Here is a 22,831-nt window from a genome sequence, read left to right on the forward strand (position 1 = left end):
CTTCATCCTTTGCTCGAACGGGGTGCGTAAGAAGGAAAGAGAGGGCGTACGGCGGCGTCAGCCGAGGCCCTTCAGGAATTCGAGCAGCACTTCCCGGAATCGCTCCGGCTCTTCGAGATTCGGTACGTGGCTGGATTCCTCGAAGATGTGCCGGCGGACGTCCGGTATCAGCTCCTGGAAGGGCCGGACCGTCGCCTCGGTCGCCTCGTCGTGACGCCCGGAGAGCAGCAGCGTGGGGACGTCGATGTCCGCCGCGCAGTCCGTGACCGAGAAGTCCCGCAGGGTGCCCGTGACATGGAATTCGGTGGGGCCGTTCATGGTCCGGTAGACCGTGGGATCGTTGTAGATCTCCATGAAGGTGGCCATGTACTCGCGGGGCCAGGGATCAAGCCGGCAGACGTGCTTGGCATAGAAGACGAGCGCGGCCTGGAAGTACTCCTCGCTGTCCGTCGTTCCCGCCTCTTCGTGGCGCCGGAGCGTCGCGTCGACTTCCGGCGGGAGCTGGGCGCGCAGTGTCTCCATTTCCTGCCGCCAGAGCGGATAGGAGGCCGGGGAATCGGCGAGCACGAGTCCGCGCAGGCCCCGCGGCCTGCCCGCGGCGTGTTTCGCGGAGAGCACGCCGCCCCAGGAGTGGCCGAACAGGACGTAGTCGTCGGCCGCCCCGATCCGCCGGAGGAGGTTGTCCAGCTCGTCGAGGAAGAGGTCCACGGTCCAGAACTCCGGGCCCCTGTCCGGCAGATGGGTGGAGCCGCCGTTGCCGATCTGGTCGTAGTGCACGACCGGCCAGCCTTCGCGGGCGAGTTCGGTCAGATTGATCAGCGAGTCGTGGGTGGCGCCGGGTCCGCCGTGTACGACGACGAGTGCGGGCCTTGTGGAGCGCAGATCGCCCGTCACGCGGTACCAGGTCTCGAACTCACCGAATGGCACGGTCCCCTTGGCGTCGGGAGCCAGCGTCATTCCAACCACCTCAATCGACTCGGCACAGCCTCTTCGTGACAGTAGTGAGGCGGGGGCGGCCTGGAAGCCCCTAAGGTCTCCGGACCGCCCCCTACCTTTCCTGCCTGGCCGTCACGGCGATTCCGCCGCCGTCACGCCCTTTCCCCGGCCGTCACGCCATGGAGCCGAGCCACTCCTCGATCATCCCGGCCGTCGACTCGGCGTCCTCCTCGACAATCGTGAAGTGATTGCCCGGCGACATGCGCAAGGTGTGTTCCGGGCGCCACGGCAGCGCGCGCGGGAAGTCGCCGGGACTCCACTCCGTGTCGGTGTCGGGGATGAAGCTCTTGTCGGCACTGATGAACAGGACCGGCGCCTCGATTCCCTTCTGGTGGAACTCCGGAAGAAGATGGAAGTAGCGGCTCATCGCCGTGAGTTGCGCGCTCGTGTAGGGGCCGAAGGTCTCTTCCATCTCCAGCATGCGGTACGTCATGTGCTCGAATCCCGACTGCATTCCGTTGTCCTTCACGGAATAGGTGTCGAGGAGGACGACACCGGCCGGCTTGATGCCCATGACCTGTTCGAGATGGTTCGCCGCCCCGTAGGCGAGCAGGCCGCCGGACGAGTAGCCGACCAGGACGAACGGCTCGCCCTGCGCGGTCCGGGCGACACTCTCCGCGACCGCCTCCACCGCCGCGTCGCCGGTGACGGGCACCGGCTCGTCCATGCCGAAGCCGGGCAGTTCGAGGCCCGACACCTTCCGGTTGCCGCGGAAGGCGGCGGCGAGCCTGGCGTGCTGGATGACACCGCCGGCCACCATGGGCGTAGTGACACAGATCAGCCGGGGGCTCTCCGGCCCGTCGGCGAGCAGGGTCGGCTCGGGGAACCGGTCGAGCTGGTCCTTCGCCGTGAACTGCGGGCGCAGATCGGCGACCGCCCTGAGCATGGTGAAGCTCTTGGGGATGTCTCCGCCGCTGAGCACCGCCGTACGGAACAGCGCGCTCAGGGTGTCGGGCGCCCCATGGCCGCCGCTCCCGGTACCCGCGCCGGCCGTCGGCGCCGCGCTTCCGGAAGTCTGCGCCGCCGGTGCGGCGGCCAGTGCTTCCAGGATCTCGCGCGCGAGGGCAGCGGGGTTGCCGCTGTTGAAGACCGCCATGGGCGGCAGTTGCAGCCCGGTGGCGTTATTGAGGTTCTTGCGCAGCTCCAGCGCGGTGAGCGAGTCGAAGCCCGACTCCAGGAAGCCCCGGTCGGGGTCGACGGCACTGCTGTCGCTGTGTCCGAGCAGCGCGGCGGCGTAGCCGAGCACCACTTCCCGCACCTCGCGCTCCTGGTCCGCCTCGGAGAGCCCGGCCAGGCGCTTGCGCAGCGAGTCCGCGTCCGGCCGCGCCGCCGACGCACTGCGCCGTACGGCGGGCACGAGCCCCCGGAACAGCGGGGCGAGGGAGTCACCAAGGGCCCGCAGGGCCGAGACGTCCAGGTGGACGGGGACGAGGGCGGGGCGGTCCTGCGCGACCGCCGCGTCAAGGAGGGCGAGCCCTTCCTCGCTGGCCAGCGGCCGCACACCGCCCTGCGCGAGCCGCGCCCGGTCCGCGTCGTCCAAGTTGCCGGTCATGCCGCTGACTTGATCCCAGAATCCCCAGGCGAGGGACTGGGCCGGGAGGCCTTGGGCGTGACGGTGGGTGGCGAGGGCGTCGAGGTAGGCGTTGGCGGCCGCGTAATTGCCCTGGCCCGGCGTGCCCATCACCCCGGACGCGGAGGAGAACAGGACGAACGCCGTCAGCGGCATGTCCTGCGTCAGCTCGTGCAGATGCCGGGCCGCGTCCGCCTTCGGGGCGAGCACCGTGGCAAGGCGCTCGGGAGTCAGAGACGTGATCACACCATCGTCCAGGACACCGGCCGTGTGCACGACGCCCGTCAGGGTGCGCCCAGTCAGCAGCGACGCCACCGAATCCCGGTCCGCGACATCACAGGCCGCGACTTCAACCTCGGCGCCGAGAGACTCCAGCTCCGACACGAGAGCCGACGCCCCCGGAGCCTCCAGCCCCCGCCTGCTGGTCAACAGCAGACTGCGTACGCCATGAGTGGCAACCAGATGCCGGGCCACCAACGCACCCAGCATGCCCGTACCACCAGTGATCAGGACAGCGCTCTCCGCCCCGAACACCCCATCACTAGAAAGGACTTGAGCATCCGTGCGGGTCAGCCGCGCCGCGTACGCCACACCCTCCCGCACGACAACCTGCGGCTCCCCCGACCCAAGGATCAACCCAAGGTCAGCCTCATCGGCATCCACATCAGCCAGCACAATCCGATCCGGATCCTCCGACTGAGCCGACCGCACCAACCCCCACACAGCCGCACCCGCCAAATCGCGGACATCCTCACCCTCAAGCGCCACAGCACCCCGAGTAAGAACAACCAACCGACCCGACGAAGAACCCCCCTGCAACGCCTCAAGAACCCGGCCCAACTCACCACGAACATCACCGCCACCACCACACCGCAACACAGCCACGTCACCATCAACTGCCGCAGCCGCAGCGGAAACCGGCACCCACTCCACCCGGAACAGACTCCCCTCCCCGGCCGCCCCACCCGCAGCGGCCAGCTGTTCCGGAGCGACCTCCCGCAGTGCCAGTGAACCCACCGACACCACCGGCCGGCCCGCGGCGTCCGCGGCGACCATCGAGACCGCGTCCGGGCCCGCGGGCGACAACCGGACCCGCAGCACCGAAGCCCCGGAGGCATACAGCTCCACGCCGCTCCAGGAGAACGGGAGCAGCAGCCGGTCACCCGTGGCGCCCGGCCGCAGGCTCATCCCGTGCAGCGCCGCGTCGAGCAGCGCCGGATGCAACCCGAAGGCGCCCGCCTCCGTGCCCTCCGGCAGGTCGGCCTCGGCGTACACGTCGTCCCCGAGCCGCCAGGCAGCCCGCAGGCCCTGGTACACCGGCCCGTAGTCGAGCCCGACGTCGGCGAAAGCGGCGTACAGATCGGATACGTCGACGGACTCGGCGCCCGTCGGAGGCCACTGCGTCAGGTCGAACGAGGGCGCGTCGGTGCCGGGGGCCAGCAGGCCCTCGGCGTGCCGCACCCACGTGCGGTCGCCCCGGCCGTCGTCGCCGCGCGAGAACACGGACACCGCGCAGCGCCCGGCGTCGTCGGGCTCACCGACGACCACCTGCACCGCGACACCGCCCTGCTCGGGCAGCACCAGCGGGGCGTGCAGCGTCAGTTCCTCCAGCGTGCCGCAGCCGACCTCGTCGCCCGCCCGCACGGCCAGTTCCACGAGGGTGGTGCCGGAGGTGAGGATGTTGCCGAGTACCAGGTGGTCGGCGAGCCACGGCTGGGCCTGCACCGAGAGGCGGCCGGTCAGGACCACGCCGCCCGAGTCGGCGAGGGCGACGGCCGCGCCCAGCAGCGGATGGTTTGCGCGGTCCAGGCCCGCGGCCGCCACATCTCCGGCACCCGCGCCCGCCGCGGACTCCAGCCAGTAGCGCTGCCGCTGGAACGCGTACGTCGGCAGCTCGACCCGCCGGGGGCGGTCGAGCGCCCCGCCCGTGCCCCGTCCGGCGAAGAACGGGGTCCAGTCCAACTCGACGCCCGCCACGTGCAGTTGGGCGGCCGAGAGCAGGAAACGGGCGAGCCCGCCCTCCTTGCGGCGCAGGGAACCGCACGTCACCACCTCGGCGTCGGCGGTCTCCTCGATGCCTCCCGTGAGCACCGTGTGCGCGCTGGACTCGACGAAGACGCCGAAGCCGTCCGCGACCAGCGCGTCGACCGTCGGCTCGAAGAGGACGGTCTGCCGCAGGTTGCGGTACCAGTACCCGGCGTCGAGCGCCTCCGTGTCGAGCAGCGCGCTCTCGACCGTCGAATAGAAGGGCACGGCGGCCGAGCGGGGCCTGATGGGCCCCAGGACCTCCAGAAGCTCCTCCTCGATGCGCTCGACGTGCGCGGAGTGCGAGGCGTAGTCCACCGGGATGCGACGGGCCCGGACGCCTTCTTCCTCGTACGCCGCCACCAGCGCGCCCACGGCTTCCGCGTCCCCGGAGACGACGGTCGAGCCCGGGCCGTTGACGGCGGCGATGCTCAAGCCCTCGCCGATCCGCGCCTCGACCTCGGTCACCGGCAGCGGGATGGACGCCATGCCGCCCAGGCCCGCGAGCTCGCGCCCGATCACCTGGGCCCGCAGCGCCACCACGCGCGCCGCGTCCTCCAGGGAGAGCGCGCCGGACACCGCCGCAGCCGCGATCTCGCCCTGGGAGTGGCCGATCACCGCTCCCGGCCGGACGCCCGCCGCACGCCACAGCTCGGCGAGCGACACCATGACCGCCCAGGTGACGGGCTGGATGACGTCCACGCGGTCCAGTTCGGCGCGCGAGGAGAGTATCTCCGTGAGGGACCAGTCGACGTGCGGGGCGAGCGCCTCCTCGCAGCGTGCCATCGACTGGGCGAACACCGGGGATTCCGCGAGGAGTTCGGCCCCCATGCCGACCCACTGGGTGCCCTGCCCCGGGAAGACGAAGACGGTCTTGCCGAGGGTGCGGGAGGCCGTCCCGCCGACGAGTTCGGGGGACGGGGTGCCCGAAGCCAGCGCGGTCAGCGCCGACTTGAAGCCGTCGATGTCCTGGGCGACGAGGACCGCGCGGTGATCGAAGTGCGCGCGGCCGGTGGCGAGGGAGTAGCCGATGCCGGCCAGGTCTGCTGCAGGGTCGTTCACCCGGTCGTTCACCGGGTAGTTCCCCCGATCACTCCCCGCCTCACCACGCTCCACATACGCGAGCAGCCGCTGAGCCTGCTCACGCAGCGCGGACTCGTTCCTGCCGGACACGGGCCAGGCGACGGGGCCGGGCTCGACGGGGTCGGGCTCGACCGGGTCACCGGCACCAAGCGCCGCCGACGCCGGGATCGCGGGCCCTTCTTCGAGGATGACGTGGGCGTTGGTGCCGCTGATCCCGAACGACGAGACTCCCGCACGGCGCGGGCGGCCGTCGAGCCGGGGCCAGTCCCGCGCCTCGGTCAGCAACTCGACGTTGCCTTCCGTCCAGTCCACCTCCGTGGACGGCGCGTCGATGTGCAGTGTCTTCGGCAGCACTCCGTGCCGCATGGCCTGCACCATCTTGATGATGCCGCCGACACCGGCCGCCGCCTGGGCGTGGCCGACATTCGACTTCAGCGAGCCCAGCCACAACGGCCGGTCCTCCGGACGGTCTTGTCCGTACGTCGCGAGCAGCGCCTGCGCCTCGATCGGATCGCCCAGCCTGGTGCCCGTGCCGTGTGCCTCCACGGCGTCGACATCGGCCACGGAAAGACCCGCGTTCGCCAGCGCCTGACGGATGACGCGACGCTGCGAGGGACCGTTCGGCGCGGTCAGCCCATTGCTCGCACCGTCCTGGTTCACCGCCGAGCCGCGCACGACCGCCAGCACGGGGTGCCCGTTGCGCCGCGCGTCCGACAGCCGCTCGACAAGCAGCATGCCGACGCCCTCGCTGAATCCCGCGCCGTCCGCCGCGTCAGCGAACGCCTTGGAGCGCGCGTCGCCCGCGATGCCCCGCTGGCGGCTGAACTCGACGAACATCTCCGGCGTCGCCATGACGGACACACCGCCGGCGAGAGCGAGCGAGCACTCGCCGGAGCGCAGCGCCTGTGCCGCGAGGTGCAGCGCGACCAGCGACGACGAGCAGGCGGTGTCGACCGTGACCGCCGGGCCCTCGAAGCCGAAGTTGTAGGCGACCCGGCCCGAGGCGATGGCTCCGGTCGCGCTGTTGTACGTGTAGTCGTGGTACATCAGCCCGGCGAAGACACCGGTGGCGCTGCCCTTCAGCGTGGCGGGGTCGATGCCCGCCCGCTCCATCGCCTCCCAGGACGCCTCGAGCAGCAGACGCTGCTGCGGGTCCATGGTGAGCGCCTCGTTGGGGCTGATCCCGAAGAAGTCCGGGTCGAACTCGGGGGCGTCGTAGAGGAACCCGCCCTCCTTGACGTAACTCGTCTCGGGACGCTCCCTGGTCGGGTCGTAGATACGCTCGATGTCCCAGCCGCGGTCCCGCGGGAACTCCGAGATCGCGTCGACGCCGTCCGCGACGAGGCGCCACATGTCCTCGGGCGACGCGACGCCGCCCGGATAGCGGCAGCTCATCCCGACGATCACGATCGGGTCGTCGCCCGCGACCGCGACGGAGGCGGGAACGAGCGCCGCGCTCTCGTCCACGGCGTCGGAGAGTTCCGTGACAAGGTGCCCCGCGAGCGCCTGCAGCGTCGGGTAGTCGAAGACGAGCGTGGCGGGCAGCCGCAGCCCGGTGGCCGCGCTCATCGCGTTACGGAACTGCACCGCCGCCAGCGAGTCGAAGCCCAGGTCGCGGAAGGGCAGCGAGGCATCGATCGCCTCGCCCTTGGCGTGCCCGAGGATGGCCGCGGCCTGAGTACGGGCGATCTCCAGGAGCACCGACTCGCGCTCCCGCTCCGGCAGCCCGGCGAGCCGCCCGGCAAGGTCCGACGCGGCGGCCGCCCCGCCCTCGGCGACCCGGCGGAGAGGGCCCCGGACGAGTCCGCGCAGCAGATGCGGGATCTCGGCCCCGGCCGGTGCGCGGAGGTCGAGACGGACAGGGACGAGGGCGGGGCTGCCCTGCGAGACGGCCACGTCAAGGAGCGCGAGTCCCTCCTCGGTACCGAGGGGGAGCACGCCGCCCTGCGCCATCCTGGCCCGGTCGACGGCCGCCAAGTCACCGGTCATGCCGCTGACTTGATCCCAGAGCCCCCAGGCGAGGGACTGGGCCGGGAGGCCCTGGGCGCGGCGGTGGGTGGCGAGGGCGTCGAGGTAGGCGTTGGCGGCGGCGTAGTTGCCCTGGCCGGGCGTCCCCATCACCCCGGACGCGGAGGAGAACAGGACGAACGCCGTCAAGGGCATGTCCTGGGTCAGTTCGTGCAGGTGGTGGGCGGCGTCCGCCTTCGGGGCGAGCACCGTGGCAAGGCGCTCCGGGGTCAGGGAGGTGATCACACCGTCGTCCAGGACACCGGCCGTGTGCACGACGCCCGTCAGGGTCCGACCTTCAAGGAGAGCCGAGAGCTGACCCCGGTCCGCGACATCACAGGCCGCGACCTCGACCTCAGCACCCAGCTCTTCCAGCTCCGACACGAGAGCCGACGCCCCCGGAGCCTCCAGCCCCCGTCTGCTGGTCAACAGCAGACTGCGTACGCCATGAGTGGCAACCAGATGCCGGGCCACCAACGCACCCAACATGCCCGTACCACCAGTGATCAGAACGGAACTCTCCGCCCCGAACACACCCTCAGACCCACCCGATTGACCCGAAACACGAGCCAGCCGCGCCGCGTACGCCACACCCTCCCGCACAACAACCTGCGGCTCCCCCGACCCAAGGATCAACCCGAGATCAGCCTCACCGGCATCCACATCAGCCAGCACAATCCGATCCGGATCCTCCGACTGAGCAGACCGCACCAACCCCCACACAGCCGCACCCGCCAAATCGCGGACATCCTCACCCTCAAGCGCCACAGCACCCCGAGTAAGAACAACCAACCGACCCGACGAAGAACCCCCCTGCAACGCCTCAAGAACCCGGCCCAACTCACCACGAACATCACCGCCACCACCACACCGCAACACAGCCACGTCACCATCAACTGCCGCAGCCGCAGCGGAAACCGGCACCCACTCCACCCGGAACAAGGAATCCGACGCCCCGTCCCCGCCCTCGCGCGCCCCGGCGAGCTGCTCCTGCGAAACCTCCCGCAGTGCCAGCGAGTCCACCGACAGAACCGGGCGGCCGGCGGCGTCCGCCGCGACGACCGACACCGTGTCCGTCCCGGCAGGGGACAAGCGGACCCGCAGCACGGAGGCCCCGGACGCGTGCAGTTCCACGCCGCTCCACGAGAACGGCAGCAGCATCCGCTCGCCCCCGGCGCCCGGCCGCAGGCTCATCCCGTGCAGCGCCGCGTCGAGCAGCGCCGGATGCAACCCGAAGGCATCCGTCTCCGTGCCCTCCGGCAGCGCCACCTCCGCGTACACGTCGTCCCCGAGCCGCCAGGCGGCCCGCAGGCCCTGGAACACCGGCCCGTAGTCGTAGCCCTGGTCCGCGAGGGCCTCGTACGTGCCCTCCAGCGGTACGGGCTCCGCGCCGGCCGGCGGCCAGGCGCTCAGGTCGTACTCGGGCGCCTGGCCCGAGGGTGCGAGCAGCCCCTGGGCGTGGACGGTCCACAGTGCGGGGCCGTCGTCCGGGCGGGAGTGGACGCTGACGGTGCGGCGGCCGGACGCGTCCGCCGCGCCCACGGCCAGCTGGAGCTGGACGGCGCCGTCCTCGGGGAGGACGAGCGGGGCGTGCAGGGTCAGTTCCTCCAGGGTGCCGCAGCCGGCCTCGTCGCCCGCGCGGATCGCCAGGTCGACGAACGCGGTGCCCGGAAGGAGGACCGTGCCCCACGCCGCGTGATCGGCCAGCCAGGGGTGGGTGCGCAGGCTCAGGCGGCCGGTGAACAGGTGTGCGTCGCTGTCGGCGACCGCCACGGCGGCGGCGAGCAGCGGATGGTCGACCGGAGTCTGGCCGAGGTCCGTCGCGTCGGCGAGTTCGGCGGGCGCCTCCAGCCAGAAGCGCTCGCGCTGGAAGGCGTACGTGGGAAGGTCGACCGTCTCGGCTCCGGTGCCGGCGAAGAACGCCGACCAGTCGACCGGGGCGCCGCCGACATGCGCTTCGGCGAGCGACAGCGCGAAGCGGCGCAGGCCGCCCTCGTCGCGCTTCAGGGACTCCACGGAGACCGCGTCGGCGCCCGTGTCCTGGAAGGTCTCCTCCAGGCCGGGCCTGAGCACCGGGTGCGGGCTGGACTCGACGTAGAGGGCGTAGCCGTCGGCGACGAGGGCGCGGGTCGCGCGCTCGAACTCGACGGTGGAGCGGAGGTTGCGGTACCAGTAGTCGGCGTCGAGGTCCGTGGTGTCGGTGACGCGGCCGCCGGTGAGCGTCGAGTAGAACGCGACGTCGGTCGGGCGGGGCGTGACGCCGGCGAGTACGTCCTCGAGTTCCGTCTTGATCAGGTCGACATGGGCGGAGTGCGCGGCGAAGTCGACGCCGGGGATCTGCCAGCGCATGGCACCCGCCTTCGCCAGTACGACGCCGAACTCCTGAAGTGCGTCGGCGTCGCCGGAGACGACCACGGCGCTCGGCCCGTTCACGGCCGCCACCGAGAGCCGTCCGGCGAAGGGCGCGAGGTGTTCGCGTACCCACTCCTCCGACTTGACGACCGACAGCATGCCGCCCTTGCCCGCGATCGCCGTCAGGGCCTTGCTGCGCAGTGCGACCACGCGTGCGCCGTCCTCCATGGAGAGCGCGCCCGCCACACAGGCGGCGGCTATCTCGCCCTGCGAGTGGCCCACGACGGCGTCGGGCCGCACGCCCAGTGCCCGCCACAGTGCCGCGAGGGACACCATGACCGACCAGAGCGCGGGCTGCGCCACGTCCACCCGGTCCAGGGTGGGCGCGTCGGGGCGCTGTTCCAGGACCGAGCGCAGCGACCAGTCGACGTGCGGGGCCAGTGCCCGCTCGCACGCGTCGATGCTGTCGGCGAACGCCGGGGATTCGGCGAGGAGTTCGGCTGCCATGCCGTGCCAGTGGGAGCCCTGGCCGGGGAAGACGAAGGCCGTCCTGCCGGATGCGGTGCGGCGTCCATGGACGAGGCCGAGGCCGGAGGCGGGCTCGTCGGCGCCCAGCGCCTTGAGGGACGCGAGGAAGTCGTCGCGGTCGCCGCCGATCACGGCCGCCCGGTGGCCGAAGCCCGCGCGGGTGGCGAGGAGCGAGTGCCCGATGTCGACGGGGCTCAGCTCGGGGTGGAGTTCGGTGTGCGCGGCGATGCGCAGCGCCTGGGCCCGGAGGGCTTCGCGGCTCTTGGCGGAGAGGATCCAGGGGACGAGGGTTCCGTCGGCGGCGACCGGGGCCGGTGCCTGGAGGGCGGGCTCGGAGTCCGTGTCCGCGTCCGGGGCCGGATCGGGCTCCGCGACCGGCTCCGCGACCGGCTCCGTGGCCTGTTCGAGGATGACGTGGGCGTTGGTGCCGCTGATCCCGAAGGACGAGACTCCCGCACGGCGCGGGCGGCCCTCGGGCTCCGGCCAGTCGCGCGCCTCGGTCAACAGCCGGACGTTGCCCTCCGACCAGTCCACCTGCGGCGTCGGCTCGTCCACGTGCAGCGTCTTGGGCAGCACGCCGTGCCGCATGGCCTGCACCATCTTGATGATGCCGCCGACACCGGCCGCCGCCTGCGTGTGCCCGATGTTCGACTTCAACGAGCCCAGCCACAGGGCCCGGCCCGCGGGACGCTCTTGTCCGTACGTCGCCAGCAGGGCCTGCGCCTCGATGGGGTCGCCCAGCTTCGTGCCGGTGCCGTGCCCCTCGACCACGTCCACCTGGTCGGCGGAGACCCGCGCGTTGGCGAGGGCCGTGCGGATCACCCGCTGCTGCGAGGGACCGTTCGGGGCCGTCATGACGCTGGACGCGCCGTCCTGGTTGACGGCGGTGCCACGGACGACCGCGAGGACGGGGTGGCCGTTGCGCCGGGCGTCCGAGAGCCGCTCCACGAGCAGCATGCCGACACCCTCGGACCAGTTGGAGCCGTCGGCCGCGCCCGCGAAGGACTTGCAGCGGCCGTCGCGTGCCATCGCCTTCTGCCGCGAGTACTCGATGAAGGTCTCCGCCGTCGCCATCACCGCGACACCGCCGGCGAGCGCGAGCGAGCACTCGCCGGACCGCAGCGACTGCACGGCCAGGTGCAGCGCCACCAGGGACGACGAGCACGCCGTGTCCACGGTGACGGACGGGCCCTCGAAGCCGAACACGTAGGAGACCCGGCCCGAGGCGACCGCGCCCACATTGTTGTTGTAGAGATAGTCGTGGTACATCATCCCGGTGAAGACGCCGGTGCGGCTGCCGCGCAGCGTGCCCGGATCGATCCGCGCGCTCTCCAGGACCTCCCAGGACGTCTCCATGAGCAGCCGCTGCTGCGGATCCATCAGCAGCGCCTCGTTGGGGCTGATCCCGAAGAACCCGGGGTCGAACTCGGCTGCCCCGTAAAGGAATCCGCCCTCGTTCACATAACTCGTGTCGGGCCGTTCCTGAAGCGGATCGTAGAGCCGCTCCACGTCCCAGCCGCGGTCCGTGGGGAATACGTCGATGGCGTCGGTGCCCTCGGCCACGAGCCGCCACAGATCGCCCGGCGACGCGACGCCGCCGGGATATCGGCAGCTCATGCCGACGATGGCGATGGGTTCGCGCGCGGCGGCGGTCAGCTTCTGCTGCTGCGCCCGCAGGCGTTCCGTCTCTTTGAGGGAAGTGCGAAGTGCGGTTACCAGCTTCTCGTTTGACGTCGTCATCGCTATCGCTCTCTCACACTTCTCGTATCTCGTCCTCGATGCCAACGCCATCGAGAGCCATGGTGATCAGGGAATCCGCGTCCATCTCGTCGATCGCCGCCGAGTCCTGCCCGGTGGGGCTCCCGAGACCGGCGACTCCCGCGAGGCCGTCGAGCCCGGCCCCGGACCCGGCGGAGACTCCGGCGAGTTCGAGCAGCGCGTCCATCAGGCCCGCGTCACGGAGCCGGGTCATCGGAATGGCCTGGAGGATGCGGCGCACCTCCTGCTCGGTGTCCGCGCCCGCGCCGCTCCCCGCTTCGGGCGCCAGTTGCTCCAGGAGGTACGCGGTCAGGGTCCGGGGATTCGGGTAGTCGAAGATCAGCGTGGTCGGCAGCCGGAGCCCGGTGGCCCTGCCGAGCCAGTTCCGCAGCTCCATGCCGGTGAGCGAGTCGAATCCCGAGTCCAGGAAGCCCCGGTCGGGGTCGACGGCACCGCTGTCGCTGTGCCCGAGCAGCGCCGCGGCCTGCCCGAGCACCAGCTCCCGCACCTCGCGCTCCTGGTCCGCCTCGGAGAGCCCGGCCAGGCGCTTGTGCAGCGAGCCTGCGTCGGGCCGCGCCCCCGAGGCACTGCGCCGGCCCGCGGGGACGAGGGTGCGGAAGAGCGGCGGCAGCGCGTCGGCCTGCGCACGCAGCGCCTGGAGGTCGAGGCGGATGGGGACGAGCACGGGGTGCCGGTACGAGGCCGCCGCGTCCAGCAGGGCCAGGCCCTCCTCTGTGCCCAGCGGGATGACTCCGCCTTGCGCGAGCCGCGCCCGGTCGGCGTCGGCCAGCTGGTCCGTCATGCCGGTGGCCTGGTCCCAGAGTCCCCAGGCGAGGGACTGGGCGGGGAGGCCGTGGGCGCGGCGGTGGGTGGCGAGGGCGTCGAGGTAGGAGTTGGCGGCGGCGTAGTTGCCCTGGCCGGGCGTGCCCATCACCCCGGATGCGGAGGAGAAGAGGACGAACGCCGTCAGGGGCATGTCCTGCGTCAGCTCGTGCAGATGCCGGGCCGCGTCCGCCTTCGGGGCGAGCACCGTGGCAAGGCGCTCGGGAGTCAGGGAGGTGATCACACCATCGTCCAGGACACCGGCCGTGTGCACGACGCCCGTCAGGGCGCGGTCCGCCAGGAGAGCCGAGAGTTGTCCCCGGTCGGCGACATCGCAGGCCGCGACCTCGACCGAAGCACCGAGAGCCTCCAGCTCCGATACCAGGGCCTCGGCCCCCGGAGCCTCCAGCCCCCGCCTGCTGGTCAACAGCAGACTGCGTACGCCATGAGTGGCAACCAGATGCCGGGCGACAAGGGCCCCCAGCATGCCCGTGCCACCAGTGATCAGAACGGAACTCTCCGCCCCGAACACACCTTCAGACGCGCCCTGTTGACTTGAAACGCGGGCCAGCCGCGCGACGTAGAGATGCCCGTCCCGTACGACGACCTGCGGCTCCCCCGATCCAAGGATCAGTCCAAGGTCAGCCTCATCGGCATCCACATCAGCCAGCACGATTCGATCGGGATCCTCCGACTGTGCCGAGCGCACCAGGCCCCACACCGCCGCACCCGCGAGATCACGGACATCGTCACCCTCCTCCAGTGCCACCGCACCCCGAGTAAGAACAACCAACCGCCCCGACGAACCCCGCAGAGCCTCCAGCACCCGGACGAGTTCGCCTTGTACGTCGCTGCCGCCGCCGCACCGCAGCACGGTGACGTCGTCCCCGACCTCCCGCGTCCGCACGGGCGTCTGCACCCACTCCACCCGCAGCAGCGGCTCCGGGCCCCCGCCGCCCGACCGTGCCGCGGAAATCTGCCCCGCGGTGATCTCCCGCAGCGCCAGCGACCCGACCGAGACCACCGGGCGGCCCCCGGCATCGGCGGCGACGACGGACACCGCGTCCGTGCCGGCCGGAGACAACCGGACCCGCAGTACCGAAGCCCCGGACGCGTGCAGCTCCACGCCGCTCCAGGAGAACGGCAGCATCGCCCGCTCCCCCGCGATCCCGCTGAGCGCGATGCCGTGCAGTGCCGCGTCGAGGAGCGCCGGATGCACCCCGAAGGCTCCCGCCTCCGTGCCCTCCGGGAGCGCGACCTCGGCGTACACGTCGTCGCCCGACCGCCAGGCGGCGCGCAGCCCCTGGAACACCGGCCCGTAGTCGAGGCCGACCTCGCCGAAACCGTCGTACAGATCGGCGACTTCGACCGGCTCGGCGCCCGCCGGAGGCCACTGGCCCAGGTCGAACGCGGGCCCTTCGGCGCCGCTGGGAGCCAGTTCGCCCTCCGCGTGATTGGTCCACTCCCCGGCGTCTTCGCCACGCGAGTACACGTTCACCGGACGCCGACCCGTCTCATCGGCTTCACCGACGACCACCTGCACGGCGACACCGCCACGCTCGGGCAGCACCAGCGGAGCCTGCAACGTCAGCTCCTCCACCACACCACAGCCGACCTCGTCACCGGCCCGGATCGCCAACTCCGCGAACCCGGTGCCGGGGAACAGCGGCACGCCGCCGACGGCGTGGTCCGCCAGCCAAGGCTGACCCTGCACCGACAACCGCCCCGTCAGGACCACACCACCGGACCCCGCCAACGCGACCGCCGCACCCAACAGCGGATGCCCGGCACCGTCCAGACCGGCCGACGTGACATCGCCCGAGGTCACGGGGGCCTGCAGCCAGTACCGCCGACGCTGGAAGGCGTACGTCGGCAGTTCGACCCGGGGTCGACCGGCGCCCAGGACCTTCTCCCAGTCGACCGGCACACCGGAGACGTGCAGCCGACCTAGCGCGGACAGCAGGCCGAGCGCCTCGCGGTCCTTGCGGAGGACTGGCACGACCAGCGCCTCGTCGCCCTCGATGGACTCCTGGGCCATGGCCGAGAGCACCCCGCCCGGACCCAGCTCCACCCAGCGCGTCACGCCCTGCGACTCCAACTGGCGTACCCCGTCGGCGAATCGCACCGCCTCCCGCACATGGCGCACCCAGTACTCGGCGCAGGCCACGTCGGCCACCGCGCCGGTCACGTTCGACACGACCGGGATGCGCGCATCACCGAAGGTCAGTGCCGACGCCACGCGTCCGAACTCCGCCAGCATCGGCTCCATCAGCGCCGAGTGGAAGGCATGGCTGACCACCAGCCGCTTGGCCTTCCGGCCGCGCGCCCGCAGCGTGTCGGCGATCTTCTCGACGGCGGCTTCGTCGCCCGAGACCACCGTCAACGACGGACCGTTGACGGCGGCGACACTGACACCATCGACGAGCAGTTCGCGTACTTCCTCTTCGCCGGCCTGCACCGCCGCCATCGCGCCACCGGCGGGGAGCGCCTGCATCAACTTGCCGCGTGCCGCGACGAGTTGTGCGGCATCGGCGAGCGAGAGCACGCCGGACACATGGGCCGCCGTCAGCTCGCCCACCGAGTGGCCGGCCACGAAGTCGGGGCGCACGCCCCAGTGCTCCATCAGCCGGAACAGCGCCACCTCCACCGCGAAGAGCGCGGCCTGAGTGAACTCCGTCCGGTTCAGGGCCTCTTCATCGCTCCAGATCACGTCCAGCAACGAACCGTCGCCGTCCAGGTGCGCGTCCAGCTCCTCGCACACCGCGTCGAAGGCATCGGCGTACGCAGGGAAGGTCTCGTACAACTCCCTTCCCATTCCGAGGCGTTGGCTGCCCTGCCCCGTGAACAGGAACGCCGTGAGCCCCGGAGCCACCGTGCCGAGTACGGCGTCCGGACCCTCCTGCCCCTCGGCGAGCGTCCGCAGCCCCTGGAGCAGATCGTCCCGGCCCGCACCGACGACCACCGCCCGCCGCCCGAACCGCGCACGCCCCTGCGTGAGGGTCGACGCGACGCTCAGCGGGTCGAGTCCGGGACGATCGCTCACGTACGAGGCGAGCCGCTCGGCCTGCTCCCGCAACGCGGCGTCGTTGCGGGCGGACAGCAGCCATGCCGTCGCTGTCTCCGTCTCCGTCTCCGTCTCCGTCTCCGTCGGCTCCTCGGTACGCGGTTCGCCGCTCGGAACGGAGAGCGCCGGGCCCTCCTCAAGGATCACGTGGGCATTGGTGCCGCTGATGCCGAACGAGGAGACTCCCGCGCGGCGCGGGCGCCCGTCGAGCTGCGGCCACTCGCGCGCCTCGGTCAGCAGCTCCACATTCCCGGCCGCCCAGTCGACCTGAGGGGTCGGTTCATCGACATGCAGGGTCTTGGGCAGCGTGCCGTGCCGCATCGCCTCGACCATCTTGATGATGCCGCCGACGCCTGCCGCGGCCTGGGCGTGGCCGATGTTCGACTTGAGGGACCCGAGCCACAACGGCCGGTCCTCCGGACGGTCTTGTCCGTACGTCGCGAGCAGCGCCTGCGCCTCGATGGGGTCGCCGAGTGTCGTACCGGTGCCATGCGCCTCGACCGCGTCGACATCGGCCACGGAAAGACCCGCGTTCGCCAGCGCCTGACGGATGACACGACGCTGCGAGGGACCGTTCGGCGCGGTCAGCCCATTGCTCGCGCCGTCCTGGTTCACGGCCGAGCCGCGCACGACCGCCAGCACGGGGTGCCCGTTGCGCCGCGCGTCCGACAGCCGCTCGACCACCAACATGCCGATCCCCTCGGCCCAGTTGGTGCCGTCCGCCGCAGCCGCGAAGGACTTGCAGCGGCCGTCCCGCGCCAGGCCGCGCTGGCGGCTGAACTCCACGAAGACCTCGGAGGTCGCCATCACCGCGACACCGCCCGCGAGCGCCAGCGAACACTCGCCGGAACGCAGCGCCTGGATCGCCCAGTGCAGCGCCACCAGCGACGACGAGCACGCGGTGTCGACGGTGACGGCGGGACCTTCGAGCCCCAGGCTGTACGAGACGCGGCCGGAGGCGATGGCTCCCGTGCTGCTGTTGTACGTGTAGTCGTGGTACATCATTCCGGCGAAGACGCCGGTCCTGCTGCCCTTGAGCGAGCCGGGGTCGATGCCCGCGCGCTCCAGCGCCTCCCAGGACGCCTCAAGGAGCATGCGCTGCTGAGGGTCGATGATCGGCGCCTCGTTGGGGCTGATGCCGAAGAAGTCGGCGTCGAAGTCGGCGGCGTCGTAGAGGAATCCGCCCTCGTTCACATAACTGGTCTCGGGGCGCTGGGCCGTGGGGTCGTAGATGTTCTCGACGTCCCAGCCGCGGTCCTCGGGGAACGGCGCGATGCCGTCGCTCCCCTCGGCCACCAGCCGCCACAGGCCCTCCGGCGACTCCACGCCGCCGGGGTAGCGGCAGCTCATGCCGACGATCACGATCGGATCGTCGGCGCCGTCGGCCGTGACCGCGGACGCGCCCACCGCGGCGACCTCGTCCACCGATCCCGACACCTCACCCAGCAGGAACCGGGCGAGGACCAGCGGGGACGGGTAGTCGAAGACCAGCGTCGCGGGCAGCCGGAGGCCGGTCACGCCGCCCAGGCTGTTCCGCAGTTCGACCGCGGCGAGCGAGTCGAAGCCCAGGTCACGGAAGGCCCGGTCCGCCTCGACCGCGTCAACCGACGCGTGGCCGAGGACTTCGGCCGCCTGCTCCCGCACCATCAGCAGCAGCGCGCCCTCCCACTCCTCCTCAGGCAGCTCCGCGAGCCGCCTGCGCAGGGAGTCGGCGTCCTCCCGGGCACTCCCCGCCGCACTCCGCCGCCCCGCCGGCACCAGCCCCCGGAACAGCGGGGGGAGGCTGTCGGCCTGCGCCCGCAGCGCCGGGACGTTCAGATCCACCGGGATGAGCAGAGGCTCGGAGGCTGCCGCGACAGCTGCGTCAAGCAGTACGAGGCCGTCATCGGCGGAGAGGGGGACGATGCCGCCCTGCGCCATCCTGGCCCGGTCCGCGTCGCCCAGCTCCCCTGCCATGCCGCCGTCTTGGTCCCACGGTCCCCAGGCGAGGGACTGGGCCGGGAGGCCCTGGGCGCGGCGGTGGGTGGCGAGGGCGTCGAGGTAGGCGTTGGCGGCGGCGTAGTTGCCCTGGCCGGGCGTGCCCATCACCCCGGATGCGGAGGAGAAGAGGACGAACGCCGTCAGCGGCATGTCCTGGGTCAGTTCGTGCAGGTGGTGGGCGGCGTCCGCCTTCGGGGCGAGCACCGTGGCCAGGCGCTCCGGGGTCAGGGAGGTGATCACGCCGTCGTCCAGGACACCGGCCGTGTGCACGACGCCCGTGAGGGTCCGACCTTCAAGGAGAGCCGAGAGCTGACCCCGGTCCGCGACATCGCAGGCCGCGACCTCGACCTCAGCACCCAGCTCTTCCAGCTCCGACACGAGGGCCGACGCCCCCGGAGCCTCCAGCCCCCGTCTGCTGGTCAACAGCAGACTGCGTACGCCATGAGTGGCAACCAGATGCCGGGCCACCAACGCACCCAACATGCCCGTACCACCAGTGATCAGAACAGCGCTCTCCGCCCCGAACACACCCTCAGACCCACCCGATTGACCCGAAACACGAGCCAGTCGCGCCGCGTACGCCACACCCTCCCGCACAACAACCTGCGGCTCCCCCGACCCAAGGATCAACCCAAGGTCAGCCTCATCGGCATCCACATCAGCCAGCACAATCCGATCCGGATCCTCCGACTGAGCAGACCGCACCAACCCCCACACAGCCGCACCCGCCAAATCGCGGACATCCTCACCCTCAAGCGCCACAGCACCCCGAGTAAGAACAACCAACCGACCCGACGAAGAACCCCCCTGCAACGCCTCAAGAACCCGGCCCAACTCACCACGAACATCACCGCCACCACCACACCGCAACACGGCGACCGACGAGTCGACATCCCCGGCACCCGGCGAAACCGGCACCCACTCCACCCGGAACAAGGACCCGCCCCCGCCCCGAGCGGCCCCGGCGACCCCCTCTCCCGAAACCTCCCGCAGCGCCAGTGAGTCCACCGTCACCACCGGCCGGCCGACCGCATCGGCGGCGACCAGCGACACAGCGTCCGTCCCGACCGGCGAGAGCCGGACCCGCAGCACCGAAGCACCGGACGCGTGCAGCTCCACGCCGCTCCACGAGAACGGCAGCATCGCCCGCTCCCCCGCCACGCCACTCAACGCGATGCCGTGCAACGCCGCATCGAGCAGCGCCGGATGCAACCCGAAGGCGCCCGCCTCCGCACCCTCCGGCAGCGCCACCTCCGCGAGCACGTCGTCGCCCGACCGCCATGCCGCCCGCAGGCCCTGGAACACCGGCCCGTACTCAAGGCCGGTCGTCGCCAAGTCCGCGTACAGGGAGTCGAGTTCGACGGGGTCAGCCCCGACCGGCGGCCACTGCTCCAACGACGAACCCAGATCCGCCGCATCGGCACCTCGCGACCCGGCCGCCGCCAGTGCTCCCGCCACCAGTGCGCCCGTCGCCAGTGCTCCCGCCGCCAGTGCTCCCGTCGCATGCGTGGTCCACTCCGCCGCGTCTTCGCCGCGCGAGTACACGTTCACCGGGCGCAGTCCGGTGCCGTCCGGTGCGCCCACGGCGACCTGCACCTGGACCGCACCGCGCTCGGGCAGCACCAGAGGGGCGCGCAGGGTGAGCTCCTCGACGCGGCCGCAGCCCACCTGGTCGCCGGCGCGGATCGCCAGTTCGGCGAAGGCGGTGCCGGGTACGAAAATGCTGCCGAGTACGACGTGGTCGGCGAGCCACGGCTGTGCCTGGGCCGAGAGGCGGCCGGTCAGGACCACCGCGTCGGAGTCCGCCAGGGTGACCGCCGCGCCCAGCAGCGGATGGTCGGCGCGGTCCAGGCCCGCCGCCGCCACGTCGGCCGCGCCCGCCTCGGGCCGCAGCCAGTACCGCTCCCGCTGGAAGGCGTACGTGGGCAGGTCGACGGGCGCCCTGCGGGGGCCGAAGTACGTCTCCCAGTCCACCGGCACGCCCCGCACATGCGCGGACGCCAGAGCCGTGAGCGCCTGCGGCACCTCTTCCCTGCCCTTGCGCAGCAGCGGCACGAACGCGATGTCCGTGTCGGTGTCGCCCGTGAGGCAGTCCGGGCCGAGGCCCGAGAGGGCGGCGTCCGGGCCCAGCTCGACGAACGTCGTCACGCCCTCCTGCTCAAGGCGGCGCACCCCGTCGGCGAACCGCACCGCCTCGCGCACATGGCGGACCCAGTACTCGGGGGTCCGCAGGTCGTCGCCGGTGGCGAGGGTGCCCGTCACGTTCGACACGACGGGGATGCGGGGTTCGCCGTAGGTCAGTGCGGACGCGATCCGCCGGAACTCGTCGAGGATGGGCTCCATCAGCGGTGAGTGGAACGCGTGCGAGACGCGCAGCCGGGTCGTCTTCCGGCCCGCGTCGGCGAGCCGCGCCGCCGCCGCTTCCACTGCCGCCCCGGTGCCGGAGATCACCACCGACTCGGGGCCGTTGACCGCGGCGACACCCACGCCCTCGCCCGCACCCTCGCTCTCTCCGAGGAGCTGAGTCACCTCCTCCTCGGAGGCGCGTACCGCCATCATCGCCCCGCCCGCAGGCAGCGACTGCATCAGTCTTCCGCGGGCCGCCACCAGTCGCGCCGCGTCGGTGAGGGAGAGCACGCCGGACACGTGGGCCGCCGTCAGTTCGCCCACCGAGTGGCCGGCCACGAAGTCGGGGCGCACGCCCCAGTGCTCCATCAGCCGGAACAGCGCCACCTCCACCGCGAAGAGCGCCACCTGCGTGAACTCGGTGCGGTTCAGGGCCTCTTCGTCGCTGCCCCAGATCACGTCACGCAGCCGACGGTCGCCGTCCAGGTGCGCGTCCAGCTCCTCGCACACCGCGTCGAAGGCATCGGCGTACGCAGGGAAGATCTCGTACAACTCCCGCCCCATTCCGAGGCGTTGACTGCCCTGCCCCGTGAAGAGGAACGCCGTCAGGCCGTCCGTCGCCGTGCCCGTCAGGACGCCCGCGCGCGAGGTGCCCGCCGCGACCGCCGCGAGCCCTGCCAGCGCCTCCGCGCGGTCGGCGGCGAGGACCACGGCCCGGCGCTCCAGCGGCGAGCGCGTCGTGGCGAGGGAGTAGCCGATGTCCGGTACGGAGTGGGCGGCGCCGGCGTCATCGGCGTACTGGGCCAGAGTCGACGCCTGGGCGCGCAGGGCGTCCGCGCTGCGGGCGGAGACCAGCCACGGGACCGGCGCGCCGGCGGGCGGCCCGGACGGCTCGGCCTCTTCGGACGCGGGCTCCGCGGGGGCCTCCTCCACGATCACATGCGCGTTCGTGCCGCTGACGCCGAACGAGGAGATGCCGGCCCGGCGCGGGTGGTCCGACTCGGGCCAGGGGCGGCCCTCCGTCAGGAGTTCCACGGCGCCCGACGCCCAGTCGACCTCCGACGAAGGCGCGTCCACGTGCAGGGTCTTGGGCAGGACGCCGTGCCGCATCGCCTGCACCATCTTGATGATGCCGCCCACGCCCGCTGCCGCCTGCGCATGGCCGATGTTCGACTTGAGGGAGCCCAGCCACAGCGGGCTGCCCTCCGGGCGGTCCTGGCCGTACGTCGCCAGCAGCGCCTGCGCCTCGATCGGGTCCCCGAGCGTCGTGCCCGTGCCGTGTCCCTCGACCGCGTCCACCTGCGCTGCGGAGATCCGCGCGTCGGCGAGGGCCTGGCGGATCACCCGCTGCTGCGAGGGACCGTTCGGCGCGGTCAGGCCGTTGCTCGCGCCGTCCTGGTTCACGGCCGAGCCGCGTACGACGGCGAGTACCCGGTGGCCGTTGCGGCGCGCGTCCGAGAGCCGCTCCACCAGGAGGAGTCCGACACCCTCCGCCCAGCCGGTGCCGTCCGCCGCGTCCGAGAACGCCTTGCAGCGGCCGTCCGGCGCGAGGCCGCGCTGGCGGCTGAACGCGACGAACGCCGCGGGCGTCGACATCACCATGACGCCGCCCGCGAGCGCCAGCGAGCACTCGCCGTTGCGCAGCGACTGCGCCGCCAGGTGCAGCGCGACCAGCGACGACGAGCAGGCCGTGTCGACGGTGAGCGTGGGTCCTTCGAGGCCCAGCGCGTACGCCACCCGGCCGGAGAGCACCGCCGGGGACACCGACGTCGACATGTACGCCTCGGCGGCCTCGGGCGCGCGCAGCAGGAGATCGCCGTAGTCCTGGATGCCGGAGCCGACGAACACGCCGACCGGCTTGCCCCGCATGCCGCGCGGGGCGATACCGGCCCGCTCGAAGACCTCCCAGGACCCTTCGAGCAGCAGCCGCTGCTGGGGGTCCATCGCGACGGCCTCGCGCGGCGAGATCTCGAAGAAGGCCGGGTCGAAGTCGCCCGCCCCGTCGATGAATCCGCCCTCGTGGACGTAGTTCGTACCCTGCTCCTGGAGGTCCCAGCCGCGGTCGTCGGGGAAGTCCGCGACGCCGTCCCTGCCCTCGTCGACCAGCCGCCACAGGTCCTCCGGCGAGCGGACCCCGCCGGGGTAGCGGCAGCTCATCCCGATGATCGCGACGGGCTCCGGCTCCCGCGCCTCGGCCTCCTGGAGGCGGCGGCGGGTCTGGTGCAGATCGGCGGTGACCCGCTTGAGATAGTCGAGGAGCTTGTCGTCAGTCGGCATCCAGGCCTCACAGCTTTCTCAGA

The 22,831-nt window shown here is 71.9% G+C and carries 3 protein-coding genes; all 3 read right to left on the reverse strand.

Annotated elements, in window-relative coordinates; all coding sequences use genetic code 11:
* Positions 1-57: 57 nt before the first annotated feature.
* Positions 58-957, reverse strand: coding sequence for a proline iminopeptidase-family hydrolase (locus ACIBKX_RS19050; RefSeq protein WP_363278022.1), 900 nt, complete (start codon positions 955-957; stop codon positions 58-60).
* A 151-nt stretch (positions 958-1,108) separates the two neighbouring features.
* Complete coding sequence (locus ACIBKX_RS19055) at positions 1,109-12,307, reverse strand: SDR family NAD(P)-dependent oxidoreductase (protein WP_399375853.1); 11,199 nt, start codon at positions 12,305-12,307, stop codon at positions 1,109-1,111.
* A gap of 7 nt (positions 12,308-12,314) precedes the next feature.
* Positions 12,315-22,808, reverse strand: a complete 10,494-nt coding sequence (locus ACIBKX_RS19060) for an SDR family NAD(P)-dependent oxidoreductase (RefSeq protein ID WP_399375835.1) — start codon at positions 22,806-22,808, stop codon at positions 12,315-12,317.
* Positions 22,809-22,831: the final 23 nt, after the last annotated feature.

This window comes from Streptomyces sp. NPDC050658, from assembly GCF_044457025.1.
In the GTDB taxonomy this organism is placed as follows: domain Bacteria; phylum Actinomycetota; class Actinomycetes; order Streptomycetales; family Streptomycetaceae; genus Streptomyces.

What these genes read in the sequence shown, in the direction of transcription:
- ACIBKX_RS19050 (WP_363278022.1), bottom strand. Translation starts at nt 957, where the DNA reads ATGACGCTGGCTCCCGACGCCAAGGGGACCGTGCCATTCGGTGAGTTC.
- ACIBKX_RS19060 (WP_399375835.1), bottom strand. Translation starts at nt 22,808, where the DNA reads ATGCCGACTGACGACAAGCTCCTCGACTATCTCAAGCGGGTCACCGCC.